This window comes from Fervidicoccaceae archaeon, assembly GCA_038878695.1.
Classification (GTDB): Archaea; Thermoproteota; Thermoprotei_A; order Sulfolobales; family Fervidicoccaceae; genus JAVZVD01.
The window spans coordinates 246,437-272,620 of record JAVZVD010000001.1 but is presented as its reverse complement, the minus strand read 5'-3'; the positions used below and the strand labels follow the sequence as shown (position 1 = coordinate 272,620).

Below are 26,184 nucleotides of genomic sequence, written 5' to 3'. Positions count from 1 at the left end.
ACGATGAAGTTCATCTACTTCTCTCACCCCGAGATCGAGACGCTTTATCCTCTACGCAAGCGAGACTCTTTGGTTCCGCTGCAGTCACTCATGGGTAAGCCCGTGGGGGCTAGGGTGCTTCAACAAGTCCAAAATTTGGGCTTCGAGGAGGTGCTGGTGGCCTTCCCTGGCTCACACGAGCTGCTCGAGTACGTTAAGCCTCCGGCTAGGATAGCCCCCATAGAGTGGTCGCAGGAAGCAGCGCGTGCTCTGGCCTCGCTCATCTCAACTATTGACGACGAGTTCTTCGTATTACAGTTAGGCTCAGCCATAGCGGGGCCTGAGGTCTACGCATCAGTCATCTCTAGGTGGAACGAGACGTCACGAAGCACCTTGCTGCTCGTCCCCTACTCGCCAGGCGAAGACGTAGTCGGTGTTCACTCGGTTAGATATGAGGTTGACCTCGCGCGGAAGGTCATCCGCGGAGTGTGTATTGGAGGCCAGCGGGGACTCTACTTCTCCGGTATCATGATATCTGATAAAAGGTTGGCTTCGGAGCTCTCGGAGAGACGGAGCATCTTGGAGGCTATAGTCTCCTTCTCCTCCAAGGACGATTGCGACTTTCATGTATGGTCCGGGAGCATCTCGGCCGTCAACTCCCCCTTCAATCTCCTGTCCACGGTTAAGGAGCTCTTGAGCGCAACGAGAGAGGCAATCATAAGCACAGAGGCGAGGATCTCGCCAACGGCTGTCATAGAGGGCGTCGTAGTGATAGAGAGAGACGCGATCGTAGACCACTACTGCGTGATCAAAGGACCAGCCTTCATAGGGCGCGGCGCTCTGGTCGGCGCTCACAGCTTCGTGAGGAGCTATGTGTCGGTAGAGCCGGGAGCCGTTGTCGGCAGTGGGGCTGAAGTCAAGAGGAGCTATATTGGGCCGCGAGCCGTTGTTGGCTCTCAGTGTCACATCACGGATAGCGTGATAGGAGATGCAGCCCTCCTACGCCCAATGTGCGTGACGTTGAATTATGATCCAAGAGAGGCGGCACGGGGGGCGGTTTTCGTTAAGAGAGGCAGCGTAATAGGCGAGAAAGCTCTGATCAACGGTGGGAGCGTGCTTCAGCCGAAGTGTGTGGTTGAGCCCGAGAGCTTCTTCGACGCCGAGCGAGCTCGATAGCGGAAAAGCTAGCTTCCAACCTTCCTAGCTCAGACGTTCTATTCGCTCTAAAACGTCGTGGAAAGAATTCCTCCTGCAGATAGGGCAGAAATGGTATAGTCTTCCTATCGAGGTCAGGTCGAAGCTTAGATCTAACGTCCAAATACCATTACAGCTCTTACACTTCAGCCTCCAGCTTGTCATAGACGACCTCGCCTTACTCTCAGAGCTCCTCCTATCTAGCAACGGCCCGAATTCTCTCCCCGGGTTCCCTTAATAAGAAGCAGCCTCTGTTCTGAAGAGAGCCTTGCGCGGAAAGAGCGACGTAGTTCTCCAGGGAGTTGTTCTGATTGTAATAGGTTTTGCGTTAACTGGCAAGATCGGAAAGTTCCTCGAGTTCCTTAACTCGCTCTCGGAGGGTGTTGGCGATTCCTCCGTGATTCGATACAGAGCAGCTGTTCTAGCACTAGTATTCACAGCGTTATGCGTTTCGCTCTTCGTTTTGTACAGAAAAAGGGGACGAGTCCGCGAGAAAGAGGCTCGTGCGTGGAGGCTCGAGATCATTGACTCAACCGAGAGCGAGAAAGCTCTGGCCGCGCTCTACTCTCTAATCAAAAACAAATCTAGGCATTGGGGCTCCGAGAGCAGTCTGATATTGAGCTTATCGCCGAGAGGGGCGGCGCTTCATCTCTGCTTGTCCGACATGGATCCTTCCAAGGTCGAGTTCATTGAGGGCTTCTTGAGGAGTCTAGAGCCAGAGATCCGGTGGAAGCGCGACGAGTCCTTCAAGTGCCCTGAGCACTCAACGAAGTACACGTCGAGCCCAGATGCCCTTTTCGAGTTATTCGGGAAACAGCTTAGGCACGACGCGTGGGGCAACAGCAGGGAGCTCCCCAAAGAGGAAGCTTTAGTTTATGTGGGACGCTGTAAGCGCACTGGCAGCCCACTCGGGCTAACCGCCGAGGAGTTGCTGAGGCACGTGGGAATCTTTGGCTCGACTGGTAGCGGGAAAACCACCACCTCGGCAGTTTTGGCTACCGGCGCGGCCTCAATTGGCATGTCAGTAGTGATTCTGGATTGGCACGGCGAGTACGGTGTCCTGCTAGAGGAGGCGTGTGCCGAGCGGGTCGAGGTCTTAGATCCCTTAGAGGACGACTCAGCGTCAGTGAATCCCCTAGAGGGAGCAATCGAGGATGCCGTGAGCATGTTGGAGGACGTTTTATCGCTTTCCGCCCCCCAATCGGCGGTGCTCTATAGAGTCCTCAAAGAGAGCGGGGGCTCGCTCTTTGGAATAAGCTCATTGATAGCGCTGCTCGATAGCAAGTCCCCCGAAGGCTACTGGGACCGCGAGCTCCGAGGCGCCCTACTGCGTAAACTTGAACTTTTAGACTCACCTGAGGGAAAAATTCTCTTCTCTAAAACAGTCTATAGACCCCCGAGTAATGGAGAGATTCAGGTTATAAATTTGAGCAATATAAAGAACTTTAATTTGAAGAAGCTATATTCATTGGCTCTGATTAAATTTATTTATCAAACTCGCTACGCGAGAGGGGGGGCCGGAGGGAGGATCCTGCTAGTAGTGGATGAGGCTCATAATATTATGCCTAAGTCGGTCGATAACTTCGTGTCGAAGATGATCGCCGAGTCAAGGAAGTTCGGGATAGGAGTGGTGATCGTGACGCAGTCTCCTAGCAGCGTGAATCCCGAATTCATTAAAAATCTCAACACGAAAATAGTTCACGCAATCCGCTCTAACATCGATATGAGAATCCTCGAGGAGAGCATGGCGTTGGAGCATAACGAGAGGGTTCTCTTACCTAGGCTCGAGATAGGTGAGGCGTTCTTTTCCTCTCCCTCTTGCCCGAAGCCAACGCTTATAGTAATCGAAAAGAGTTGGTGCGCGCGAGGCGGCTCAACTCACGTCAGCAGCTCGAGGCACGTCCAGAAGAGAGTCTTCGCTCGAAGAGAGAAAGGAGTCCGCGCCTAGCTCGCTCGACCCTGAGCATGTACTCACCGAAAGCGTCGCTGTAACGCATCGCGCACGCAGAGCATATCCTCTTGACCTGATCCAGCTCGATTGCGCAAGCTCTGCAGACCTTTCGGCCGCATAGCACGCACGAGTCATTCGATAGGCTAGCTTTACAGATCTCGCAGAGGGCTGAAGCGCAGATCGAGCAGAGAACAGAGCTCGAAGTTAAGAGATCAGCTGAGCACTCCTCGCAAACTCTCCTATCGCATAAGCTACAAACTCTCGAGGCTCTATTCCTCGCGCACACCTCGCACAGACTAGAGCCTACTTCCACGGTAGCTCACGTAGAGGGCCTTCTTTTATGAGGGCATCGTATTCTCGCACTATCTCTAGCCCATTACTCGTCCCTATGACGTCAGCTCCCACCCAGAGGAGCACCAGAGCCTGCAATGCGCTCCTTATTCCGCCGGAGGCTTTTATACCGGCTTTATTGCCAACCACCCTTCTCAACTTAACAACGTCCTCCGGCAGAACCCCCCTCGGGCCATGGCCCGTATTTGTCTTCACGAAGTCGGCTCCATGCTCCACGATCTTCTCGGCTGCCCATAAGTACTCCCGCTCTGAGAGAAGTCCTGTCTCAATGATGAACTTGATGATTAGGCCCCTTTCGTGGGCTTCCCGCGTTAATTCGGAGATCTCTCTCACTACAAGATCTTTCCTCCCCGACTTAACGGCACATAAGTTGATCACAACGTCCGCTTCTCTCGCGCCCAATTCCGCGACCTCGCGAACCTGGTAGAGCTTCGCGTGGAGAGTCTCAGAGCCGTGGGGGAAACCGATCACCGAAGCGAGCCTCGAAGTCGTGAGAGAAGCTATCTCCGGCAACAGCCAAGGACTGACGACGAGAGCTCTGAATCCCGCGCTCTCTATTTCATCGAGGGATTCGATAACTTTGTCGAGCGTGTCGGTAGGCCTGATCATAGTATGATCGATGAATCGAGCTAACTCGGCGCCGCTCTTTGGTAGAGTGAAAGGGAAGCTCACGGAAGGCCGCCCCGCTGCTTCTTGGTAACCTGCTTCTCTCTGAGGTGAACGCGGAAGTGGAGCAGGAGATCGTCCACGGTGAAGAATATGGGGGGCTCCTCGCTTGAACTGCAGAGCGGACAATAATAGTAGCCGTGGATCTTATCGCGTTGAGTATCGAAGAGAGACCCGGCGTGGTCTATTCGCACTTTCTCGACTGATTCCCCGCTTTGCTCGGCCATTCTCAAGCCGAATTCCTCACCTCACGCTCTTCTCAGAGTTGCAATAGAGTTGTCCGCTACGCCGTTCTCTCGCATTAGATCCCCGTTCACCAAGACCAAGCCGGCTGGTAGGTCCTCTCGCACGATCACCTTCAAGAGGAACCGCTTTCTCCCGGCCACAGTTAAATAGGCCTCTTCGCCTAGCTCCAACTCCTTTGATAACTCTTTGCCAACCGCGATCTGATCGCGCCCCACATCGCCGTACTTCACTCTGATTCTCTTCTCGAGAGATCTGGCCTTCTTCTCGGCTCTGAGCTGCACGGCAGGCGGTATCACCGAGAGGAGAGTTTTTAGGTCGTGTTTCTTGAGCTCAATGACGTCGCTCGACGTCTTCTCCTCGTCGAACTCTCGTTTCTCCCCCTCCTCTTGACCCGCCTCCTTTACCTCCTCGCCCATAATATAGGGGCCTCCCAACAGCGCTCGCGCCAGCGCAACTATGCGGTTCATTTGATTTTAAGCGTGAGCTCGTGTAGACTCTTCCCTTCAAAGATAAACTCGCTAAGGGCCTCTCTCAGATGAGCGACGCTTATTCTGACCTGCTCCCAGCTGTCTCTATCCCTCAACGTGACAGTATCGTCTTCGAGTGTCCTATAGTCAACGGTCACAGCCACGGGTACGCCTATCTCATCGGCACGCGCATACCTTCTCCCTATGCTCCCTGACTCATCGAAGAGAACCGTGTAGCCCCATCCCTTTATAGCCTCGTAGAGCTCCAACGCCTTGCTGACCATAGGTCCTCTCGAGAGCAACGGAAAGACAGCCACTTTCACGGGGGCTAATCTCCGCGGAAGCGATAAGATGATGCGATCGCCCTTGGACCTGAGAGCGTATTCTAACGTGACGTATAACAGCCTCTCGCAACCGAAGGACGGCTCAACGACGTGCGGCAAGAACCTTCTCACACGCTCCACCTCTTCCGTCTCCTCGATGTCGTAGGCTTCGGTCGGCACCTCGAGGTCTCCCAACTTTATTGGCTCGCCTCTGAGCTTGTGGTCCAGCAAGACCTCGAGGTCGAGCGCCGTGAGAGAGCGCTCGACCTCGGCAGCCCTCTCTCGGAATAACGTGCCCAGTCGCTTCCTATCTACCTTGAGTATCTTTCGGCGTCTTGCGATGGGATTCTCTAGGGGGACTGTGATGCCCAGATACTGATTGCTCTCCTCCGAGTGCCTTCTCAAATCATAGTCGGTTCTGTAAGCGTGTCCCGAGACCTCTATCCAGCCCCACCTCTCCGTCTTGACCAATTGGTCGAACGTTTGCGAGGAGTAGTGCGCTCTCTCCTCGGGCATCTTCTCCTCAAAGTACTGATTTTCGAGTGGAACACCGAGCGACTCCAAGAAGCCCTGCGACTCGTTCATCCAATAAGCCATCCACGGCACCATGATTATCTTCTCATCGACGGCTTCTCTCACCGTGAACTCTTCTGGCGAGGTCTCGCCCCTCGCCCTGGCTTGGGCTGTGAGTATTCTCAGCTTCTTGTCGGCGACCCTCTCGATGTATTTCTCGTGTCCTGGCCTCAGCGGGTCGAAGAAGAACTCGAACTCCATTATCGTGAACTCGCGGAGCCTCACCATGCCCTGCCTGGGGCTTATTTCGTTGCGCGCGACACGCCCTACCTGAGCTATGCCCAGCGGTAATCTGTTCCTCATTATCTGATACACTCGCTTGAAGTTCACGAACATTCCTTGAGCCGCCTCGGGCCTAAGGTAGCCGATGCTTGTGCCGTAAGGGCCGATCTGCGTCTTGAAGAGTAGGTTGAACGCGCGCGGCTCGCTCAATTTACTTCCACAGGCTGGACATCGTAAGTTGCTCGAGGCCACGAGCTTGCCCAACTCCTCTAAGTTAATGCCCTCGGCCTTCACCCCGAGCTTCTCTTCTAAGAGGTGGTCAGCCCTGTAAATACGCCCACACGCTTCGCACTTCACAATAGGATCCGTGAAGCTCTCTACGTGGCCGCTCGCTACGTATAGTCTCTCGGGCCCTATGATGGGGGTCTCGATCTCGACCATCATCTCTTGGTGCCGTAGTACGAAGTGTCTCCTCCACTCCTCGATGAGGTTATTCTTCAGGAGAACACCATAAGGTCCTAAGTCATAGAAGCCTGCCAGGCCTCCGTAGATCTCGTAGGACTGCCAGAAGATGCCGCGACGTTTCCCTATTTCGGCTATCTTATCACCAAGATCTTCTCCCAACGTAGCCTCCCCCAACTCTATAGGGACTCGTGGGTTCCTCTGCTCGAACTCTTCTCGAGCTCGGCGCATATATCACGGAGTGACTTGGCCAATTTATTTAGCGCATCGGCCGTCACGCTCCTCACGCGCTCCTCGAAGCGTGCCCTCTCCACTTCTACGAGTAAAACCAGAAAACCGTCGGGGTCCAACGAGGCCTTGACGCCCCTCCACGTGAAGTTCTTCACTAAGACCCTCTTCATCTCCTCATAACTCTTAAGCTCGAGGTTCGTAGGACAAGCGATCCTCACGTAACCTTCGATATCTTCGAGTTCTATTACTACGGAGAGTTCGTCGCGCTTTGCTAGCACGTTGTTTCCTCTCACCGCCGTGAGCCATCCGGTAGACCTCAGATAAGATTCTAACAGCTTGCTCAACTTCGAGTCGCCGGCCGCCATGGAGAACACCTTTTTTCGGTCTCCCGCGAGAGAACTATAAGCACTGGCGTCGGTGCGATGCTTTGCCCAACGACTTGACCAAAATCGAGGAGTTCATTGATAGTCGCTACAAGTTGATTAACGAGATCAAGAGGCTCATGGAGGCTCTAGAGGCGCCGAGCGAGAGCGTGAAGAGAGAGGCTCAGAGAGAGATAGTAGAGCTCCTCAAGCAGGGGGTTGCCTATAGGAGAGGTCTTAACAAGGCTCTGGCTCGACTAAGCCGCTCCGAGGATCTCGTAAATGAGTACCACAGGGCTCTCGCTGATTATATAGCTCTGGTCGATTCAGACGTTGAAGAAGACGTGTTGAGGAAGCTCTTCGACGTGGCTTCGAGAGAGGAGGGGGCGCTGCGAGACAACATTGAGTTGATACTACGGAGCCTCGAGGAGGTCAAGCAGCTTAGAACCGTTGCACAGAAATGGTTTAAAGACAGCGGCGATTAGCACTCCGTGGAGAGCCAGTCGAGCCCTCATACTCGGAAGTGGTCCTAAATATGAGTGGTACCTATAGGTTTGAGAGATCCGACGAGATCAGCATTGCCGAGCTAAATTTGAGAGAGGAATTTGTCGAAATACTAGACATAATAGAGAAGGAGACTGCGCGCGTAGTCGAAATGGCGACGACTCTGTCTGAGGGCAAGATCGAGTTGGTAAGGAAGGCCTACGACAACGTGAGAGCACTAAAGGAGGAAGCTCAAAAGAAGAAAGAAGAAGTAATGGAGTATCTGATAAGAGTTTCTCCAAATCTCTTAAACAAAGAGATGTACGTATTTGCCATGCTGCACTTGGACTCCCTGGCTCAATACATAGACGAATTAGCTCACAGGCTCACACTGTTAACGAACTTCAATGACGAAGGCGCGAGCAAAGAAGTTCTAGAGGGACTGCTTCAGATGAGTGGGGGACTGCTTCAGATGGTGAGGAAGCTGCGCGAGGCCGCCAAGAGCCTAGCTGCGGGTAGGAGTAAGCTACACGAGATCCACGCCGAGATATTAGCCTCCGAGGACGAAATGGACCTCAAGTACAGAAAGATGTTGTTAAGGATTCTAGAAAACACGCGGAACCTACCTCATTTGTTCTTGACAAAGGAGGCGCTAAGCGTGGCCGAAGAGGCTAGCGATAAGATAAGGGAAGCAAGCCATGTCTTCAGATATCTCGCACTCACAGGCTGAGAAGCCCAGAGCTATCCTCCAGGGAATTAGAGTACTCGTGTCGGACCCCGCCAAGGCATCCGCGCTATACCGTAGGGGCTTCTTCGGAAAACCCTTCGGTATACGGAAGCCAAGACCAATAGACTACAACGAAGTCTTAGAGCTCTCTCTCGTAGAGGCTCTTTACCTAGCGGAGAAGGGCGCGCTCGAAGTTTACGAGAATGATAGAAGATTAGAGCCAGAGGAACTCGAGAAGATAGCGGAGCAGAGGATCCCGGAATTCAAGATGCTCTACGACGTTTATAGAGATCTTAGAGAGCGCGGTTACATCGTGAGGAGCGGCCTGAAGTTCGGGAGCGATTACAGCCTCTACCGGGAGGGGCCCGGGATAGACCATGCTCCGTTTCTAGTACACGTGTTCCGGGGAGACGCTACGATAGATCCGGCCGAACTCGTCAGAGCCGGCAGACTAAGCCACAGCGTGAAGAAGAAGTTCATCATAGCTATTCATTGCGGTGAAAAGAAAATTAAGTACGCGAGCCTAGAATGGTTCAAGCCCTAGCCGGGACATTCCAAGTAGGGCCACGAGATGTATTCTCAGGAGTCGGTTATTCGACGTGTGGGATGAATCCATGCGCGATAAGAGTGAGAGGTTAGGGGGCCCCTCTCGCGTTTTTCGGCCTAGAGAGGAAGGAGGGAGAGGGCGAGAACACAGCCCTCCGAGCCCGGCTCCGCTCAACGGGCAGTGCACCCCCACGTGCCCCCTCTTCTGGTGCGAAAAGAGGACATACGTGCCGCTGCGTGATAGGTCGGGGAACTTGAGGGTCTTCTGTAGATGGGTGGGAGACGACTGCATCGGCTATTCGTGTCAATATGCCACGTGTAAGCTGAACTATATGCTACCGGACGGCACCTGTGGCTGGACTAAACAGAGGAAAGCTCCCGAGGAGGAAGCTCGCGGCGGCGAAATGGAGAAAGAAGGTGCGTTAGATCTCAAGGCGAAAAGATTGCTCTTGAGGAGATATGGAGGCAAACTCAGGGAGGAACTGTGAGTCTAGTCAGTAGCTCCGGCTGGGCCCCGGCTTGGTCTTCGAGCAGGTACTGCAGACAATTGGCCGCCATTGGGGCGGCTGGTCAGGAGGCCTTAGAGTCGTCGAGTGCACTCATCGTAGGGCTGGGAGGACTTGGCAGCGCTGTGGCGCTCTACTTGGCGGCGGCCGGCGTTGGTAGGCTCGTGCTGATCGACGTGGATCGTGTAGAGCGCTCGAACCTAAACAGGCAGGTCCTCTATGGAGAGAGCGACATGGGGTCGTTCAAAGTCGCCGCGGCCGCGGCTAGGCTGAGCGACCTCAACCCGGAGATATCGGTTGAAGGAGTGGTGGCCGACGCGAGGTCAGGGGTCCTCGAGAGATTATTAGATGGAGTCGATGTTGTAGTGGACTGCCTCGATGACTGGGAAGATAAGCTCAGGCTCAACGAAGAGGCCGTGAGGCGCGGGATACCGCTAGTGCACGCAGCCGTCGAAGGCTGGCAAGGACACGTTATGACGATCATAGCGAGGAAGGGGCCCTGTCTCGCGTGCACCTTCGGGTCCGTGAAAGGTCGCAGGTGTACAAGCGTAGTGGGCGCTGCGGTCGGTGTAATCGGTTCAATTCAAGCGGGGGAGGCGCTGAAGCTCCTCGCCGGAGTAGGAGAACCCCTCGTGGGCAGGCTGATTTTCGTGGACCTGAAAAGCGGGACGGCCCTCGGTGCCGAGGTCGCGCGGGATCCGCGCTGTCCCGTGTGCTCCCGTTTATATTAAGGCCGTAGCTCTTAGAGTATTGCTCGGTTCTCGAGGGTTCTCGAGGGGTGAAAGGAGCTGCACCATGAGGCCTTCGTCGGCTCGCCCCCGCCGCATAGGGCCCCGTTGCATGGGACGACTACGGTTGGTATACTGGTAAGAGAGGGCGTGGTGCTCGCGGCCGACAAGCGAGCTACGGCTGGCTACTATGTCGCTCACCGAAGAACCAAGAAGATCGTGAGAGTGTGGGATAAAATAGCGATCACCACGGCGGGGCTCGTCGCTGACGCTCAAGCCTTAGCCGACTATCTCGAGAGCTCCTTGAAGTATTACACGTTGACCGCAAAGCATCCGGTCACGGTTAGGCTGGCAGCTCATTATTTGTCGCAGATCTTGTACAGCTACAAGCTCTTCCCATTGCTTGTCCAGCTAATAGTGGCGGGCTACGACACGGAGCCCAGGTTGTTCGGACTAGATTGGTACGGGGGTATCATAGAGGACAAGTACATAGCCACGGGCAGCGGCACCCCGATAGCGATGGGAATTATAGAGAGCGAATACAGCGAGGATCTATCGACGGAGGAAGCCAGGAGGCTCGCTGTGAAAGCGATCAAAGCCGCTCTAAGGCGCGACGCCGCTACAGGCGATGGCGTAGACACATTGATAATAGAGAAGGAGCGCGTCGAAGAGAAGACGGAGCTCCTCTCGTGAAGTCTATAAATCTCCCAATATCTACATTTTGTCACAGATCCTCGAACGTTTCAATGCTCCAACGCTCAATGCTATTGCTGCATCCCGCGCTAGAGCGGGAGCAGCATCTCTCGCGTGGGTGGAAACAGAAGTGGGCTCGAGCACGGAGAGGACGAGAGAAGAGAGCAGAGGTAAAAAACTGCTCCAAGAGTTAAGGAAGAGTTTAGCCGAGCTTATACCATCGGAAACAGAGATTTCGACGGTGGAGTTCGAGGGCCCCGAGATCGCTATTTACGTGAAGAATCCTAGAGCAATACTCGATAAAATGGAAGTGATCCGAGAGCTCGCTCATAGAATTAAGAAGAGAGTGGTCATTAGGACCGATCCCAGCATAAGGAAGCCGAAGGACGAGACCAAGAGGATTATCTACTCCCTGGTCCCGCGCGAAGCCGAGATCAAAGGGATAGAGTTCGACGACGTGTTGGGCGAAGTCATCATAAAGGCCGAGAGGCCGGGCCTCGTGATAGGCAAGGGCGGCGTCATGAGGAGAGAGATTATAGCTGTCACCGGCTGGAGACCCGTTGTGGTGCGCGCTCCACCGGCCGAGTCCAAGATACTGGACTCGATTTTGTCGCAGCTAGTAGAGGAGAGCTCCTACAGGAGATCCGTGCTCAGAGCCGTTGGGGAGAGGATACATAGAGAGATCCTCTTCAAGGGCGGCTCGCTGAGGCTCGTCGCATTGGGGGGATTCAAAGAGGTGGGGAGATCTGCTATATTGGTTGAGACCCCCGAAAGCAAGATACTACTCGACGTTGGGATAAACCCTGGTTCTACGCAGTTCCCCGACGCCGCACCCAGCTTGGACGAGGAGGAGTTCAACCTCGAGGAGCTAGACGCTGTAATCGTGACCCACGCTCACTTAGATCACAGCGGCCTCGTGCCTTTACTCACGAAGTACGGCTATAACGGGCCGATCTACGCTACTAAGGCCACGCGCGACATAATGGCCCTAGTTCAGCTAGATTATCTCGAAGTCACATCGAAGGAGGGGCGTCTTCCCCCATACTCACAGAGAGAGATAAGAAGAGCATTGTTGCATACAATACCCGTCGATTACGGAGAAGTGACAGACATAGCCCCCGATGTGAGGATGACCCTCTACGACGCCGGTCACATCTTGGGCTCGGCCATGGTGCATCTTCACATAGGAAACGGGCTTTACAACATCGTTTATACTTCGGACTTCAGATTCGCGAACACGAAGCTCCTCAATAGAGCCAACTGCGTGTTTCCCAGAGTCGAGACCCTCATAATGGAGAGCACATATGGGGCTACCGAGCTGCCCGATCGAACTGATGCCGAGCAGAGATTCGTCGAAGCCGTCAAGCGCGTGATCGAGAGATCAGGAAAAGTGCTCGTGCCCGTCATGGCCGTCGGGCGCGGTCAGGAGATCCTTCTCGTCTTGCATGATGCGATAGAGAGGGGGCTACTTCCCCGAGATGTACCAATCTACGTGGAGGGCATGGTCTCCGAGGTCACCGCTCTCCACACGCACTACCCGGAGCTCCTAGCTCCAGATGTGAGGAGGAGAATCGAGGCCGGCGAGGATCCCTTCAAGTCGGAGAATTTCATCGAAGTTAGCGGGAGAGGCAACACAAGAGAAGAGCTCCTCGAGAAGGGCCCCTCCATAATAATAGCAACTAGCGGCATGCTCAACGGTGGACCGAGCGTGGAGTACTTCAAGCTGCTCTGCGAAGATCCAAAGAACGCCCTGATCTTCGTTAGCTACCAAGTCCAAGGAACTCTGGGGCGTAAGATAAAGGATGGGGCGCGCGAAGTCTTCTTCATGTTGCCGGAGGGACGATTGGTCTCGTGGAAGGTAAACCTGGAGGTCCTCAGCGTAGAGGGCTTCAGCGGGCACAGCGATAGAGCAGAGCTTCTCGACTTCTTATATAGGTTGAGACCTAAACCGAAGATGATAGTACTGAACCACGGAGAGCCGGCGGCCATCTCGGCTCTCGCTAGCTCTCTGCAAAGAAATAGGTACAAACTCGGTCTGCACCAGACTCAAATACTCGCCCCGAACAATGGAGAGGTTATTAGGCTCCTCTGACGCGAGAGATAGGGAGTCTTTCTTCTTTTCTTTTTATCTCTAATTTGACGCGAAAGCTTCTCAAAGTCTGATCAGCGAGAGCCCTAGTTTCCAGAGCGGGTCGTTCGGATGATGAAGTGTGAGCGCCACCTTTCCCCGCCTCGCCTGACTGATCTCCTCGGAGCTGTAGAGGGATCTCGCAACGGCTGCCAACCTTTCGCTCTCATTAATTACCGCTACAATGGCGCCTGACTTGAACTCTCCGACCACGCGTCTAACCCCAGGGGCAAGCACGTCGGCCCCTCTCCCTATAGGTTCCACCGCGCCCGAGTCCACGACGATCTTCGGCAAAAAGCAGTGCCCCCTCCGTGAGAGTAGGAATAAGTGCGGCACGAGCGTCCCGTCGGGTAAAGCCGCCACGAAGGGTACGCCCTCGGCCAGGTACAACCTAAGCTCTCCCTCGATGATTACTACCTCGACGTCATCGAGTTCCACTTTCAATCCGAGAGAGTCGGCTACGCGCTTGGCTAGGACTCTCTTCTCCTTCTTGGAGAGGTGATACCTTCTCAACTCTCACCGCCGTTCTCACTGGGAGCGTCGGCGAGACCTCTTCTCGATGGTAGTAAAATTTATTGTCCGGGCCCTCTTGTAGTAGGCTCGGATCATCGGTATGAAGCGACCAAGAACGAGCCCCGTACGTTTAAATTACCACCGCGCGCTCGCCTCTTCTCGAGTAGTCCTTCCAAGCGGTGAAGAGCGTTGAGCGAGACGGCTCACAAACTACTAGCCGCGTCGATAGGCAAAGTCGTGCTCGTGAAGCTTAAAGGCAATAAAGAGGTCCGCGGAAGGCTCAAAAGCTTCGACTATCACCTGAATATCGTCCTAGACGACGCCGAGGAGATCTTACCCGACTCCGGTAACAATAGGAAGCTCGGCCTCGTGGTTATACGCGGAGATAACGTGATACTCGTCTCTCCGGCTCCCATAGAATGAGGAGAAAGCCTAGGATGTTGTCGCCCGGGTGAGATTGAGCTCGAATAGCGCGAGGTACTAAGCCGTGGTGAAGGGCACTACCTCGTTTGGCAAGCACGGCAGGAGTAAGACGCACATTAGATGTAGAAGGTGTGGGAGAACCAGTTATAACGTCTCTAAAAAGCGCTGCGCCGCCTGCGGTTTCGGCGCCTCTCGCCGCCTGAGAAGATACTCGTGGCAGAATAAAAAGGTCAATCGAGTAAGGGTAGTTTAAAATGATTAGGCGACGAATCTTTAGGAATGAGGTCACAGACTCTTGGCATCGGCGGTCAGAGGCTTATAGCGTAGAATAACTTCCTGCCCACACGCGCATAATCGCACCTCCTTCAATTGCAACAAGAGACCGGGGAATCTAAGCCCTAGCCGACCCGTCGGAGCGTAGCCTGCGCCTAACAATTGGGGCGAAATGGTGACCACGTAATCATCGAAAGCCCGCTGCGAGAGGAAAGTCCAATTGGTCTCTCCGCCGCCAGCGACGAGAACCCGCTCGACCTTATATTTTCTGCTCAATATTTCAAGCAGGGTACTCGCCGCGAAGGGATACTCGTCGAGAAGCTCCACTAAGACTCCACGTTCCCTCAGTGCCTCAAGCTTCTGCTCCTCAGCCCACTTCTTATAGGCGAAGACTATAGTCGGCGGTCCGCTGAGGAATACCCTCAAGTCGGGACTCAAAGATAGCCTACCATCTAAAATCGCCTTAATAGGAGCCCGCTTAGCTGCGTGAGTCGGGGCGAAAGATATATTGGAGTCTTTGACAGCTCTCGAGCCGATGACAACAACGTCGGCCCACTCGAGCAGCTCGGAAAATCTCCGAGCCTCTCTCTCACAGAGAGGCCTCCAGACTCCCTCGGAGTCGGCCAAGCGCCCGTCGACTGTCATCGCTGCCGTGACTATAACGTAAGGCCTACCCAATCCGCCAACACCGAGATCAGATCTTAGCTTTCCTTGCTCTCCGCGCCGCTCTACTTTCTCCCCGCTCGACTCTTACAATCTATTTAACTGGGGCCTGACGACTGCTTACTAGGTACAAGCTTATGCTCTCTGTCAAGATGATGTTCCCTAAAGCGCTTGCGGTCAAATCCCTAGCCCACTCGCTAGCTCAAATTATAGACGAGGCGCCGATATTTGTTAGCGAGAAGGGCATCAGCGTCCGGAGTCTCAGCGAGGACAAGACCGTGATGCTTGTACTCTCCGTGCCCCCTGACTCGTTCGAGTCGCTCGAGGTAGAGAGGCCCCTAGGATTCAAGGTGAGCACCAGAGAGCTGCTGCGAGTGGTCAGGCGCGCTCTCAGAGGAGACTCGCTCGAGCTCTCGCTCGATATATCCGAGAAGAGGTTAAAGCTCACGTTCGTCAACAAGAAGTCGAGCGTCTCGAGGTCGTTCGAGCTTCCAGTGTCGTTGGAGGCTGGCGAAATGCTAGGAGAGCCTAGAGTCGACGTCCAGGTGAAGTTCGGGATTAAGGCCAAGGATTTGAAGGTCCTGCTCCAGGAGGCTAAGCTCGTGGCCGAAGAGATCACGCTTGAGTACTCGAATAACTCGGTCGTGTTGAGAGCGGAGGAGGCCGACGTACTCTACGAAGCCGAACTACGCCTTGGCGAGCCCCTCACCGATCTCTCTTCGACAGTCGATGAGGCCCGCGCTAGTTATGCTGTAAAACTCATCGCTTCCACGCTGAGAGCGGCCTCCCCGCAGACAGTGATGACCTTCGGCTTCGGAACAGCGCAACCGGCGAGGATCTCGTTCGAGTTGGTCGGAGGAGGAGAAGCGCGCTATTGGATAGCGCCAAGGGTATGACAGCGATCTGCTACCACGTCGATCTTGTCAGTCGTTCCAGTACTTCCTCGTCCTCAAGTAGTTCCTCTCCTCATTGAACAAAGCCTCCAGGAAGTCCCTCCACCCTAGCTTAAGCTTCGAGAGGGCCCGCGAGGCCGCGCGAGGCCCCACACCGTAAGCTGCCATGGCTATGACGGCTGCCCTTCCGTGCGCCAAGACCAGGTTGGCTCTCTGAACAGCCTCCTCGAAGATTTTCGCATCCTCTCGGTTGCACTCCTCGCTCGAGCTCATGCATCTTCTCAGCAAGTCGAGGAGATCGGTGCTACTGGGATGTATAGGCGCTAAAGCTCGAGATCCGCATCTTCGACACGTTGGCCGATCCTCCAATTCGCGAACCACTACCTCACGCTCCCAACCGCAACGGATGCACTTCAGTAGCATCTTTTTTTCTAGCAGGCGCTTCTCGAAGAGAACCAGGGAAAGCTCGTCGTGTGGCTTCTCGAGTTGAAGATGGAGTCGGCGGGCCCCGTAACCACCGTAGAGCGTGTAGGGACTGAGTCCGCGCTTAGGTTGCATTAACACTTTGATCCTACCCGAGCCGACGCCTTGGAGGATCTCTATGATCAGGTCCAGGTCTAATTTCTCGGTGAGCAGCTCGCGGAGAGCCTCTTCTCCCACAACGGTTTCCGTTAGGTAACGAGCTACTTGCCTGATGTTCTCGATAGTCGCATCTGGAGAAATAGCCCCCATTTTCCTCGCGACCTGCAGCGTTCTCCAGCGGAAGAGCCCGGTCTTCTTTACTCCCTCAATGAACTCATTCTTCAGTTCTTCCGGCGAAGCTGAAGAGAGAGCTCTTAATGTTTCCTCCAATACTTTCGAAACGCTCCGTCGAGTTACCTCCACGTAGACTCTGTAAGGATCGCTGGCACACTTAGCCGCGCGACCTAGCCTTGCATTTATGTGGCTACAGAGCAAGATCGCCAACGCATCGTTACCTCGACTACCAAGGCAGGCGTAGAGTATAGCCACTTCATCGCGCTCGTCAACCTCTATCAACACGTAATTGGGCCCCGGTGGCAAGAAGCCTTGATCCTTAGCTCTCCTCGTTACGGTCAATAGGAAATCCCAGACCTCGCCGGACGCGCCGCGATAGTGTGCAACGACTTTGTCAATAGGCTCGCCTAGCCAGAGCCTCCTCAGAATAGAGCAGGCTTCTCGCGCGACTTCTCTCCCCACCGGAATCATGTCCCCCTCCCAAGAGGGGGGGATGCCGCGCTTCTCGGCGCACTCCTCGACGATCACCTCCTCGTTGTTCACAGCCACGACGCGCCATTCCCGTCCAGCCAAGAGGAATGTGGATCCCTCTTCCAATTTTGCAGCCACGAAGTCCTCGTCGAGGAGGCCCAGGTTCTCTCCACTTAAAGACTTCACGGGCAGTCTCCTCGTGTCCGGGATCATAGTGGTGGCGAAGTAGAAAGCGCGAGTTCTCTTAGTTGGGAAAAGCTCACCCGAGCCACTCATTTTCAGAAGCCCCACGTGTTGAGCGTACTCCAAGACCTTGGAGAGTTCCTCTCGAGCTGTCTCGCTGAAGGTGAAGCTACGCTCCAGAATCTCCAGAGCGTCGGTGACTCGCTTGACCTCCCCGGAGAGAGTCATTCCGACCAGTTGATGTAGCAGCACATCGCGAGGGCTCTTATGAACTCTGGGACGCTCTAACAAACCAGCTCGGGCTCTTCTCGCTATGACGAGAGACTCTATGATATCATCGATATTTGACTCGGCCAGGATCACGCCGTGGGCCGTTCGTCCTGGCGCGTGACCGCTGCGGCCAACTCGTTGGATCAACTTCGATACTTGCCTAGGGCTCCTCACATGAAACACTACATCTATTGTGCCCACATCTATCCCGAGTTCGAGACTCGATGTAGCGACCACCGCTCTGAGTTCTCCCGACCTCAGCCCCTCCTCTACGTTTTTCCTGTAGTCTAATGACAAACTGCCGTGATGCACTCCCAGCCAGCTCTCGCCTCTGCTCCTAAATTCGTAGCCCAAGAGCTCCGACTCCTCTCTAGTATTAGTAAAGACCAAGACTGAGCGATGCCGCTTGAGCGTCTCGACCATCTGCTCGAACGCCCATTCTACGTAACGCTTTGAGCCCTCCAAGCACGGCGTGCCGCAGGTAGTCACACTATACTCGGCCTCTTTGTGCTGGCGCTCTTCGAGTATCACGCATTCGCGCCTACACGGGTAGAATTTTCTATAAAGCATCGGATCAGAAAGTGTGGCCGTCGCTCCTATGAACTGGTAGCCTCTTGTGAAGTTTCTCAATCTGAGCAACGTTACCTCCAACTGAGCTCCTCTCTCGTCATCGATGAGCTCGTGGAGCTCGTCTACGATGACCCACTTGATGCCCGATAGCAGAGGCCTCAGCCGCTCGTGAGAGATCATCATTGAAAGACTCTCTGGCGTAGTGATGAACCACGCTGGCGGAGATGCGAGAAAATCCCGTCGCTCTCTAGCGGTGGAATCGCCGTGTCTAACCATGGAGCGTAATCCCACTTCGTCAGATATTTCCTTTAACCTACTGTAGACGTCCCGGTTGAGGGCACGAAGAGGAGTCACGTAGATCATCCGAGGAGCCTTTGGACGGCCCTCCTGCAACATGAGAGAGAGCACGGGTAAAACTGCCGCTTCGGTCTTACCAGTCCCAGTAGGGGAGCACATTATGACATCTCTCCCGGAGAGAATTAGGGGGATTGCTCTCTCTTGGATAGGAGTGGGCTTTGTGATCCCTCGCCTCACTAGGGCGCTCGCTAGTCTCGGGTCTAAGAGCCTGAAAGCTCCCTCCACTCCCCGCCCCTCGTTAATACGTTGCAAAGCGGCCAGCCTCCACTCGTAACGATTTATTTCTCCACCGACCCCATGGCGATCAGAGGGTTCGCGGAGCCCGTGGACATATCACGAAGCTCTCGCGGGTCAATAGCGACCAGGGTACTCCGTTCCGCGTCGCTAGCGATTCTGATCTTCGCGTGGCACATCTCAGCTCAAAAGCTTTCTTCACTCTTACAAACAAATACAAGCATATATCACGTTCCCCTCGAGATCGCGGCGTCTTCTGCGTTGTTCTTCACGTTGGCCTTAGCCTCACTCTTAGTAACGAGATCTCTTCTGCTAACGCTCATGCTCTGCTATCCTACGATGATATTGAGCTTAAGGCTCTCATTGTCGCTGTCGGCGTTACTTTTGGGATCCATTGCTCTATCGTACACGACCTTGAGGGCCGCTGCGCGACTCCTGGGTCGACGCTCTCCAGTCAGGTTGCTATTCCCCACGCCGAGGCTCGAAGTCGATATCGGGAGACTTCTTCTCGCGGTCGGGGTAACCCTCATGGCTTTCGGTGTCACGGGATTGGCAAGTGATGGGGGCGTCGCCGAGATTTACGGAGGCTCGCTCTCCTGGCTCGCTCACTCGCTCGTGCTCGGCTTAGCCGTCGGCCTGCTTGTTGAGGACAAGCTGGCGACGGGGCTCCTAGCCCTAGGCTCTCCCCTCGGGCCCTCCTGGTTTCCCTTAGTGCTGGAATGGGCTAGACGGGGTGGCGAGGGGGGGCAGCGCGTGAGCTTCGCTGGGCTTCCCTCAGAATGGCGAGGTCTCTGCATAGGCTATGTGGCATCCGTGATTGGCGAGAAAGGCAAAGAATCACAAATAAACTTTGTTAGAGAAATCAATAAGACTGTAAATAGTTCCAAACGTTGGGTAGATATCTCTCGTGTTCCACTATTACTTGATTTGTTCGGTAGCAGAAATCCCCACCTTATAATATTCGGCGAAAGCGGCTCGGGGAAGAGCACTTTGGCGAAGCTGTTAGCTAAGGAAGCGGCGCGTCGACAGTTGACTACGTTGATAGTGGATCTCCATGGAGAGTACGGAGAGTCCATGGCGACGGCGGGCTTCGCGCTAGTAGACGCATCGAAGACTCCCATCAATCCCTTAGACCTCGACGGGTTCCCTCCTCATCTAAAGGCACTCGAGCTGAGCTTCTCCATTGCAAATGTGTTCTCGCTAGGGGGAGCCCAGCGCGCACTCCTGATGGAAGCGATCGAAAGATCTTACGAGGAGGTCGGCATTTCCTCCCAGAACCCCGTCACGTGGTCTAATAAGTCGCCGACTCTCGAGGACCTTCTACGCGTGTTAGACAAAATTGCGAAAGAAAGACCAGCTCTGGCGCCCAGAGCGGAGTCTCTCCGCAGCTACATGAGACTACTCGCAGAGATCACATCGAGAGACGCCGCCAGCGTAGACGCTGAGGAGTTACTCTCGAGAAATGTAGTGCTCAATTTGAGCGGTATACCTCATGAGGGTTTACAAAGCCTCTACCTAGGCCTTCTATTGAGAAAGATTTATGCATATAAAACGCGTCTTCCCGATAAACCCCTTATGTTGATAATAGACGAAGCTCACCGCGCGTTGGTCGACCCTTCTACCAACGACTTTGTCGTTAGACTCGTCGCCGAATCCCGCAAGTATAAACTAGCACTAGTTCTGATCAGTCAAAGCCTCGTGGACTTCGATGAACGAGTCCTCGCCAATGTGGCCACCAGGATATCCTTTCGAGTCTCTGGGCGGGAACTCGAGCGCGCCGTAGACTATCTCGCTCCTCTGCGCAGCAGAGAGCTCGTAGAGCTTCTCAAAAGCACGCTTAGAGTTCTTCCTCGAGGCTATGCTCTCATAAGCGGAGAACTAAGAGATAACCTTTTACTCTTCGAAGTGAGTGAGTGCACACCCAGTTCGTCACACTAAGGGTGTGTCAACCTTTGTACGCGAGTGAGACTGAGGAGGCAAGCGACGAGCTGACGATGGAAGAAGAGACGGTGCCTGGGGAGGTCGAGGAAGAGGAAATAGGCGAGGGAGAGCTCTCGCCCGAGGAGCTCTCAAAGTTTCTAAGAGTACTCGAACTTATAAAAGCAGCCCTCCGGGGAGCATTAGATCCCTCGATATTGACCGAGATCTACTCGACTCTCGAGGTAGAAGACGCGACGCGAGAGGCTACTAGAAGAAGGCGAGAGAGGAGGAAAGCCAGAAAATAACGTGAGCTCTCCTTTAAAGGGTCCGCTATTCATAGGCTGAGCGCGCGTGACGCTGGTAGAATTTGTCAATAACGTAGCTACCCAAGTGGCGTTGCTCGCGTGGGCTCTCTTCGCATTGACCTGGAGCATTGGATGGGTCCTGAGGGGCTCTCCTCTGCCAGTAGCCAGACTCAAGAGAGCGGGTCAGAGCCTCATCGAGGATGCTCTGTGGGCGGCATTCTGGCTAGCAATGGGTTCGACTGTTTTCTCCGTGATCTCATATCTAGTCCAAGTGGTGGCGATCGAGATCTCGCCTAGTTGAGGGGCTTTGATTGAGTGACGGAGAGCTGTTGCTGCTGGCATCGGCGCTAGCGCTGTTGACCTACGCTCTCGGGGTACTCGTACTAACGCTACCAATACCTCTGCCAGGCCTCAAGAGGTGGGGCCCAGCACTAATTAAAGATGCGTTGTTCGCTTTCATTCTAGTGGTAGGCTCAAGCACCATTCTCTATGGAGTTGCGCGCCTGCAACGTCTGCTCGGGGCGGATTGGGCGAACTTCTCGGTGTGGGTTCTCGAGAGATCCGCCCTGTTGCTCGGCTGGAAGCTACAGGTCCTCTTCCTCACAGCTGCCGCATCGAAAGTTTTGGGAGGTCAGTTCGCCCAAGTCCTCTTGGATCCTCTGAGCAGAGCTGTCAATTACGCTCTTCTCACAATCTACACGATAATAGCGCTCGGCGTTGTGATCAAGGGGTCCTTCGTTAAGTTATTCTTGCTCGGCCTCTTGCTAATGAGCGTGCCCTTTAGGCTGACGAAGACAGCAGGCTCCTACATGCTGGGCTTCTCAATAGCTTTCTTCGTTGGGCTCCCCTTGATGCCAAGCTTCGTTGATCATTTCGCGAATCCGGCTACTCTACCCAGGGCTCCGAACGAAGCGATCGAGTATGGAGCCATAGAAGTGAAGGACGCTCTGGGATACGCTGTCTCTTACCCTATGGTGAGAGGAATACTCAACGGCAGCGAAGTTCTCTCGTATCTGGGCGACGCGAATGGGGTAATCTTGGCGGGCTTCCCGGATCGCGGACTACCCTCGATCGGCCCCTATACGTTACTGTTAGATTACATGGGGAAGATCACTCCTCTCGAGCCCGATCCCGTAGTTCCATCGTTGCATTACCGTCCAACGACTAAGTATATGCCCCAAGCTAGCATCGTGCTCGAGACCAGATCGCTCTACCTCCTCAGGGAGCTTGAGCCGCTCACTGCGATTTATAGGAGCTCCAACGTGGGAGTTCGTGTGTTGAGCACCAACGAGCGATCTCTCGAGGTGGAGGTGGAGGCACACGGCGGCTCGGGCTACTTGGAAGTGCGCTACCCCAGTTCTTGCAACGTTGAAGTGCAGGCGCTTGGAGCAGGCGTCGAGGTCGAGGAGGCAAGCTTTGAGTGGGCCCAATTAGAGGGGCTAGTTAAGAAGGTCGGGATCCCGGGGAACTCTACGGTCTTCGTGCGAGCCGAGGTTATCGAGTGCGGGCCGCTCAAAACGCCCATGACCTCCGAAAGGCGTTTCGTGGACTCCATAGGCTTCTCTCCATCGACCGACCTGACCAGACTAGCGGCCTCGTTGATCTTATCTCTCGTAGTCATGCCAGCGGTCTACGTCGCACTGTTAAGCTCCGCGGCTGGAGCGATCGCTTACCTCATTGGGGGCGCTAGAGAGAGGCTTCCCATGGTGGTCTGGTGACGTTTGTGTCTCCGTGGATGCCGCTGATTTTGACGCTCTTTGCGTCCCCCCTGATAGCCTACATGTACGCGCGCACGCTCCGCGTAGGCCTGCTAAGCGCTGAGAACTTCGTGAGCGGGCGCGCGCGACGCATTGAGCTTGTCGATGGTAAGTTCGTCGTTGCTGAGCTGAGAGGGGGCAGAGGCTACATTGGCTTCGCTGTCATAGGCCTCGACGAGAGCTTCGTAGAGGAGGCCAGGACTCCTGATGCCTTCTTCAATAGAGCTTTGGTGCTAGGGAAGATTCTCTCTAACGCATCAACGGAGGTCGAACTAAGGGTCGCTCGAAAAGGAGTGGATCCGCTCGAATTAGCCAGCCGAGTCGAGAGGGAGCTCAGCTCGCTGAGAGCCGTGCTGAGCTCGCAGCAGGACGACGAGAAGTTAAGAGAGAGGGAACGAGCTTTGAAAAGAATGTACGAGAGGCTTAGGAACGGCGAGAGGCTCGGGTGGCTAAGATTCTACGTCGTCGTCCGGACGCGAGGTCAGGACAAGAAGAGCGTAATTGACGCGTTGCGTGGAGAAGCGCAGCAGCTTTCGAGAGCCCTCACGATAGCGCTCGGCGCCAGGGCCAAGATCTTGGAGCGGAGAGCCCTGTCCCCCATGTTGGAGTCGCTTCTCTTGAGCGCCCCAAGGGTGAAGACTTCCGTAGGAGGAGTCGTTGAGTCTGCGTCGTCGCTCGCGTTACCTCCGTTCGAGAGAGAAAGTCTGAGCCCGAGAGGAGTGCTGGTCGGCTATAGAGTGGGCACGAGAATCCCCTTTCTCCTTGACTTGAGCAAATACGGTTCGAGACACGTACTGGTCGTGGGACCGACTGGCAAGGGCAAGACGACTTTCCTAGCGACTGTGGCTAATAGACTATACGCCAGGAATCTCGTAGATGTAACATTGATAGATCCAAAGGGAGATACCGATAAGCTTCTAGCGAAAGGCTACAAGAGGTACAGATTCTCTTATTCTACGAGGCTCGAACCGAAAGCCGCCGAGGTGGCTTTGGCAGCATTGGAGCGAGTCCTCGAGGGACAGAGGTGGAGGCGACTGTCGCTTGACTCGACTAAGAAGCTCGACCGGAGCCTCCAGACCGTTGAGAGCTTGGAAAGGGATCTCGGAATACGCCTCGTTTACGTCGATCCGCCAGAGAGCGGCTCGGTATCGATAAAAGATTCGTTGGGCGAGCGCTGGTCTGCTCTGCTCTTAGAAAACTTGACCGACGAAGGGAGATTCGCCATTATAGCCGCTATCCTGAGCACATATCTAGACCTCATGTATTCCATTGGACCCTCCTCAACTCTGAGGAGGCTCTTAATAATCGATGAGGCCTGGAGGCTGAGCGAGTCAACGTTGTACTTCACCAAGAGGCTGGTCAAGGAGAGCCGCGGCTTTGGTACGGGGCTTATCCTCTCAACGCAGAGCCTAATTGATCTGCCCAACGAGATTCTCGCTAACTTCGGAACAATCGTGGCTTTTGGCTCAAGTGACTCCGTCTATGCCGAGACGTTGGAGAGGCTTTTGGGGGGCCGGAAGGGGGAGCTCGCGTCGATTCTCCAGGCATTAGGGGTAGGTCAAATCGTGATTAAACTGCCCGACTCCTCTACACTGAGCCTCGTAGAGGTCGATCCCGAGCCCCCTCTTCGCCTGGACCCACGCGCGGCGAGGTGAGAGAGCAACGAAAATCGCGCAGCGATTAGAGCTATTAATGCAGGGCTCGAATCCACATTAAGCCTGCGCACAAGAGCTCGTCGCTCACGAGAGCGGGCATCGGACGAAGGGGAGGAGCATTACATGGATAGATTATGGGCCCCTTGGCGAAGCGAGTACCTGAAGAGGATCAATAGTGAGAGCCTGAGAGCTAGGTGCTTCATCTGCGAGGCAGCCCAAGCCCCGCTATCGAAGGACCACGAGAACTTAGTCGTCTATCGAGGAAAGAGGAGCCTCCTAATGTTGAACCTTTACCCCTATAACGCAGGTCATATCATGGTGGCCCCCTATAGGCACGTCGCAAGCCTCGTAGACCTCGAGAACGAGGAGGCTCTGGATCTCTTCACGACAATCAGATTGGGTCTGTTAGCTCTCGGGGAGGCGTTCTCGCCCGATGCCTTCAACGTGGGGATCAATATAGGAAGGGACTCGGGGGCGGGCCTAGAAGACCACGTTCACGTCCACATAGTTCCTAGATGGAGAGGAGATACGAACTTCATGCCTGTTCTTTTCGACACCAAGGTGATATCCGAGAGTCTCGAGAAGGTCTACGAAAAGCTGAGTGCGGCTCTTAAAATCATTCTAGAGAGAGAGCGACGCGCTTGAGCGGCGAGAAGTCAAAGCCGTCGATAATAGATTACTTAAAGAAGACAGGGGGCGAGGAGGAGCTCTCGTTGGTGGAAGAGAGGTTGATTGGTTCCACGAAGAGGTTCAGATTCAAACATGCTCGCAGCGGTATCGTGATAGACGTGGGGGCTCCCAATAAAGAGCTCGCGGAGAAGAAAGCTAGAGAGATCCTCTCCAGGCTATTCGGTGAAGAGGCGAGCTCTCTTGAGTGACGCTAAACGCTGCGTGGTCTGCGGGCGCGCCTTCTCGGAGGGGCAAGGCGTCATCATAATGCGAGGGGGCTTAAGGCTTCATTTTCACTCGGCCAAATGCGCTGCCAAGTTCTTCAAGATAGTTATGCTGGAGGCCCCCGACGTCTCATGCGTCGAGAGGCAGATCCAGAAGACTATCGCGGATCTCGAGAAGAGCCGCGAGCGCGTTGAGACCAAGAGGCTCTGAGCAGGCGCGTGATCACTCAGAGCAGACCTCTCTGAGAATTTCCCGCATAATTTTGTCTGCCTCTAGAAGCATTTCGCGCTCGAGCGCGAAAATTCTCCCGGACAATAGAGCTGCTCCCGCGCGATCCCGCTTTAAGGTCAATATTCTCGCTCCATTGACGAGGCTTCTATTAAAGGGCCTAACCCGTAGAATGCTCCCTCGTCTCTCTAAAAGCACAGGGACGCCGCTCGGGCCGGTCGATTCTAGTACCTCTACCAATTCGCCTTTTCGGTCACTCCGACACATGCCCTCGAGGAATCCGCTTAAGACTAGACACTCTCCCAGCTCCTTCGTTTTACTTAAGAAGCCGCAAGGGCCGCTGGCCTCGATGACCTCGTATTTTCCTTCTCTGAAATAATTTACCTTGAAGCCTTCTTTGCTCATAGCTATACCTATTTTAGAGGCTTTAACGCTGTCTTCGGCAACGCAGAATATTCTTGCTCGGCACCTTCGAGCCTTCATTTACTGAGCACCTAATGCGAGGCTCAGAAACACAGGCCCTCCTCACCTATCGGTTGCGGCGTTCTCTTCATTGCCCAAGGGAATTTTACCTCTTGTTGACACATATAAGAAGAGAACCGTTAGAGGCCCCGCCGAGTGCTAAACACTTATTTCGGCTGACTCGCGCTTGCTCCTAGGAGGTCCACTCGAAGAAGGTAAGAGCGTGATCACTATTGATGTCCGGCTCAGAGCGCTCGAGAAGTCGAACGATCTTCGTTGGGGGCGAGGACCCGAACGCCTATGCCCTGAGAGCCATCGTAATGCTGAGGGAAGCGGGAGAGGACGAGGTAGTAATAATTAAAGGAAGAGGCGAAAATATAAGCAAAGCCATAGATATTTATAATGAAATAAAAGAAAGATTGGGAGATGGTTTGAAGTTAGTAGGAGTATCTATAGGAAGCGAGAAGTCTGGAAAAAGGAAAGTCTCGTACATAGAGATATCGCTGAAGCTAGCTTAAC

The 26,184-nt window shown here is 54.4% G+C and carries 29 protein-coding genes; 21 read left to right on the top strand and 8 right to left on the bottom strand.

Annotated features, from left to right (window positions below; translation table 11 throughout):
- The first annotated feature begins 3 nt into the window (after positions 1 to 3).
- Positions 4 to 1,155, top strand: coding sequence for an NDP-sugar synthase (locus QXU97_01555; GenBank protein MEM4035292.1), 1,152 nt, complete (start codon positions 4 to 6; stop codon positions 1,153 to 1,155).
- A gap of 286 nt (positions 1,156 to 1,441) precedes the next feature.
- A complete protein-coding gene (locus QXU97_01550) occupies positions 1,442 to 3,121 on the top strand; it encodes a DUF87 domain-containing protein (GenBank protein MEM4035291.1) in 1,680 nt (559 codons plus the stop codon).
- Positions 3,122 to 3,427: 306 nt separating this feature from the next.
- Here QXU97_01550 and deoC read toward each other — a convergent pair whose 3' ends face one another.
- From deoC to QXU97_01525, 5 genes are read right to left on the bottom strand one after another with little or no spacing between them, the layout of a single operon-like run.
- On the bottom strand, positions 3,428 to 4,147 hold the full coding sequence (gene deoC, locus QXU97_01545; GenBank protein ID MEM4035290.1) for a deoxyribose-phosphate aldolase: 720 nt from the start codon (positions 4,145 to 4,147) through the stop codon (positions 3,428 to 3,430).
- Positions 4,144 to 4,374, bottom strand: a complete 231-nt coding sequence (locus tag QXU97_01540) for a hypothetical protein (protein ID MEM4035289.1) — start codon at positions 4,372 to 4,374, stop codon at positions 4,144 to 4,146. The genes deoC and QXU97_01540 overlap by 4 nt, the downstream gene beginning before the upstream one ends.
- A gap of 15 nt (positions 4,375 to 4,389) precedes the next feature.
- Positions 4,390 to 4,803 carry a hypothetical protein gene (locus QXU97_01535; GenBank protein MEM4035288.1) on the bottom strand — a complete coding sequence of 138 codons (414 nt, stop codon included), beginning with the start codon at positions 4,801 to 4,803 and terminating at the stop codon, positions 4,390 to 4,392.
- A 47-nt stretch (positions 4,804 to 4,850) separates the two neighbouring features.
- Positions 4,851 to 6,665, bottom strand: a complete 1,815-nt coding sequence (glyS, locus tag QXU97_01530) for a glycine--tRNA ligase (protein ID MEM4035287.1) — start codon at positions 6,663 to 6,665, stop codon at positions 4,851 to 4,853.
- Positions 6,614 to 7,039 (bottom strand): hypothetical protein, encoded by a 426-nt coding sequence (locus tag QXU97_01525; GenBank protein MEM4035286.1) that lies wholly within the window; start codon positions 7,037 to 7,039, stop codon positions 6,614 to 6,616. The genes glyS and QXU97_01525 overlap by 52 nt, the downstream gene beginning before the upstream one ends.
- A 53-nt stretch (positions 7,040 to 7,092) precedes the next feature.
- Here QXU97_01525 and QXU97_01520 point away from each other — a divergent pair, with 53 nt between their 5' ends.
- The 7 genes from QXU97_01520 to QXU97_01490 all read left to right on the top strand — a co-directional run bounded on the left by QXU97_01520 (position 7,093) and on the right by QXU97_01490 (position 12,802).
- Positions 7,093 to 7,512 carry a hypothetical protein gene (locus QXU97_01520; GenBank protein ID MEM4035285.1) on the top strand — a complete coding sequence of 140 codons (420 nt, stop codon included), beginning with the start codon at positions 7,093 to 7,095 and terminating at the stop codon, positions 7,510 to 7,512.
- Between the two features lie 50 nt (positions 7,513 to 7,562).
- A complete protein-coding gene (locus tag QXU97_01515) occupies positions 7,563 to 8,240 on the top strand; it encodes a hypothetical protein (protein ID MEM4035284.1) in 678 nt (225 codons plus the stop codon).
- Complete coding sequence (gene endA / locus QXU97_01510) at positions 8,209 to 8,781, top strand: tRNA-intron lyase (GenBank protein MEM4035283.1); 573 nt, start codon at positions 8,209 to 8,211, stop codon at positions 8,779 to 8,781. The genes QXU97_01515 and endA overlap by 32 nt, the downstream gene beginning before the upstream one ends.
- A 229-nt stretch (positions 8,782 to 9,010) precedes the next feature.
- Positions 9,011 to 9,271 (top strand): hypothetical protein, encoded by a 261-nt coding sequence (locus QXU97_01505; protein MEM4035282.1) that lies wholly within the window; start codon positions 9,011 to 9,013, stop codon positions 9,269 to 9,271.
- Positions 9,268 to 10,020 carry a HesA/MoeB/ThiF family protein gene (locus tag QXU97_01500; GenBank protein MEM4035281.1) on the top strand — a complete coding sequence of 251 codons (753 nt, stop codon included), beginning with the start codon at positions 9,268 to 9,270 and terminating at the stop codon, positions 10,018 to 10,020. Before QXU97_01505 ends, QXU97_01500 begins: the two co-directional genes overlap by 4 nt.
- Before the next feature lie 105 nt (positions 10,021 to 10,125).
- On the top strand, positions 10,126 to 10,710 hold the full coding sequence (gene psmB / locus QXU97_01495) for an archaeal proteasome endopeptidase complex subunit beta (GenBank protein MEM4035280.1): 585 nt from the start codon (positions 10,126 to 10,128) through the stop codon (positions 10,708 to 10,710).
- 118 nt (positions 10,711 to 10,828) lie between these two features.
- Complete coding sequence (locus QXU97_01490; GenBank protein MEM4035279.1) at positions 10,829 to 12,802, top strand: beta-CASP ribonuclease aCPSF1; 1,974 nt, start codon at positions 10,829 to 10,831, stop codon at positions 12,800 to 12,802.
- A gap of 60 nt (positions 12,803 to 12,862) precedes the next feature.
- On the opposite strand, the gene QXU97_01485 is transcribed toward QXU97_01490, so the two are convergent.
- Positions 12,863 to 13,351: a DUF1947 domain-containing protein gene (locus QXU97_01485; GenBank protein ID MEM4035278.1), complete on the bottom strand. Its 489-nt coding sequence runs from the start codon at positions 13,349 to 13,351 to the stop codon at positions 12,863 to 12,865.
- Between the two features lie 189 nt (positions 13,352 to 13,540).
- On the opposite strand from QXU97_01485, the gene QXU97_01480 reads away from it, so the two are divergent.
- On the top strand, positions 13,541 to 13,774 hold the full coding sequence (locus QXU97_01480; protein ID MEM4035277.1) for an LSm family protein: 234 nt from the start codon (positions 13,541 to 13,543) through the stop codon (positions 13,772 to 13,774).
- Positions 13,775 to 13,838: 64 nt separating this feature from the next.
- Entirely contained in the window at positions 13,839 to 14,027 is a 189-nt protein-coding gene (locus tag QXU97_01475; protein ID MEM4035276.1) for a 50S ribosomal protein L37e, read from the top strand.
- A gap of 32 nt (positions 14,028 to 14,059) precedes the next feature.
- On the opposite strand, the gene QXU97_01470 is transcribed toward QXU97_01475, so the two are convergent.
- Positions 14,060 to 14,725, bottom strand: coding sequence for a RibD family protein (locus QXU97_01470; GenBank protein MEM4035275.1), 666 nt, complete (start codon positions 14,723 to 14,725; stop codon positions 14,060 to 14,062).
- A gap of 122 nt (positions 14,726 to 14,847) precedes the next feature.
- Here QXU97_01470 and QXU97_01465 point away from each other — a divergent pair, with 122 nt between their 5' ends.
- Positions 14,848 to 15,606 (top strand): hypothetical protein, encoded by a 759-nt coding sequence (locus QXU97_01465; protein MEM4035274.1) that lies wholly within the window; start codon positions 14,848 to 14,850, stop codon positions 15,604 to 15,606.
- 27 nt (positions 15,607 to 15,633) lie between these two features.
- Here the strand turns inward: QXU97_01465 and QXU97_01460 are convergent, their stop codons facing one another.
- The gene (locus QXU97_01460; GenBank protein ID MEM4035273.1) at positions 15,634 to 18,387 is read right to left on the bottom strand and encodes a DEAD/DEAH box helicase; all 2,754 of its coding nucleotides are present in this window, start codon (positions 18,385 to 18,387) and stop codon (positions 15,634 to 15,636) included.
- A 147-nt stretch (positions 18,388 to 18,534) separates the two neighbouring features.
- Here QXU97_01460 and QXU97_01455 point away from each other — a divergent pair, with 147 nt between their 5' ends.
- The 9 genes from QXU97_01455 to QXU97_01415 all read left to right on the top strand — a co-directional run bounded on the left by QXU97_01455 (position 18,535) and on the right by QXU97_01415 (position 26,183).
- On the top strand, positions 18,535 to 20,382 hold the full coding sequence (locus tag QXU97_01455; protein MEM4035272.1) for an ATP-binding protein: 1,848 nt from the start codon (positions 18,535 to 18,537) through the stop codon (positions 20,380 to 20,382).
- A 14-nt stretch (positions 20,383 to 20,396) separates the two neighbouring features.
- On the top strand, positions 20,397 to 20,669 hold the full coding sequence (locus tag QXU97_01450) for a hypothetical protein (GenBank protein ID MEM4035271.1): 273 nt from the start codon (positions 20,397 to 20,399) through the stop codon (positions 20,667 to 20,669).
- A gap of 46 nt (positions 20,670 to 20,715) precedes the next feature.
- On the top strand, positions 20,716 to 20,970 hold the full coding sequence (cedA1, locus tag QXU97_01445) for a DNA import protein CedA1 (protein ID MEM4035270.1): 255 nt from the start codon (positions 20,716 to 20,718) through the stop codon (positions 20,968 to 20,970).
- Between the two features lie 10 nt (positions 20,971 to 20,980).
- On the top strand, positions 20,981 to 22,387 hold the full coding sequence (locus tag QXU97_01440) for a hypothetical protein (GenBank protein ID MEM4035269.1): 1,407 nt from the start codon (positions 20,981 to 20,983) through the stop codon (positions 22,385 to 22,387).
- Positions 22,384 to 24,081 (top strand): DUF87 domain-containing protein, encoded by a 1,698-nt coding sequence (locus QXU97_01435; GenBank protein MEM4035268.1) that lies wholly within the window; start codon positions 22,384 to 22,386, stop codon positions 24,079 to 24,081. The genes QXU97_01440 and QXU97_01435 overlap by 4 nt, the downstream gene beginning before the upstream one ends.
- Before the next feature lie 123 nt (positions 24,082 to 24,204).
- Complete coding sequence (locus QXU97_01430; protein MEM4035267.1) at positions 24,205 to 24,726, top strand: HIT domain-containing protein; 522 nt, start codon at positions 24,205 to 24,207, stop codon at positions 24,724 to 24,726.
- Positions 24,723 to 24,959 (top strand): hypothetical protein, encoded by a 237-nt coding sequence (locus tag QXU97_01425; protein MEM4035266.1) that lies wholly within the window; start codon positions 24,723 to 24,725, stop codon positions 24,957 to 24,959. The genes QXU97_01430 and QXU97_01425 overlap by 4 nt, the downstream gene beginning before the upstream one ends.
- Complete coding sequence (locus QXU97_01420) at positions 24,952 to 25,185, top strand: hypothetical protein (GenBank protein ID MEM4035265.1); 234 nt, start codon at positions 24,952 to 24,954, stop codon at positions 25,183 to 25,185. Before QXU97_01425 ends, QXU97_01420 begins: the two co-directional genes overlap by 8 nt.
- Before the next feature lie 716 nt (positions 25,186 to 25,901).
- Positions 25,902 to 26,183, top strand: coding sequence for a hypothetical protein (locus QXU97_01415; protein ID MEM4035264.1), 282 nt, complete (start codon positions 25,902 to 25,904; stop codon positions 26,181 to 26,183).
- Position 26,184 lies beyond the last annotated feature (1 nt).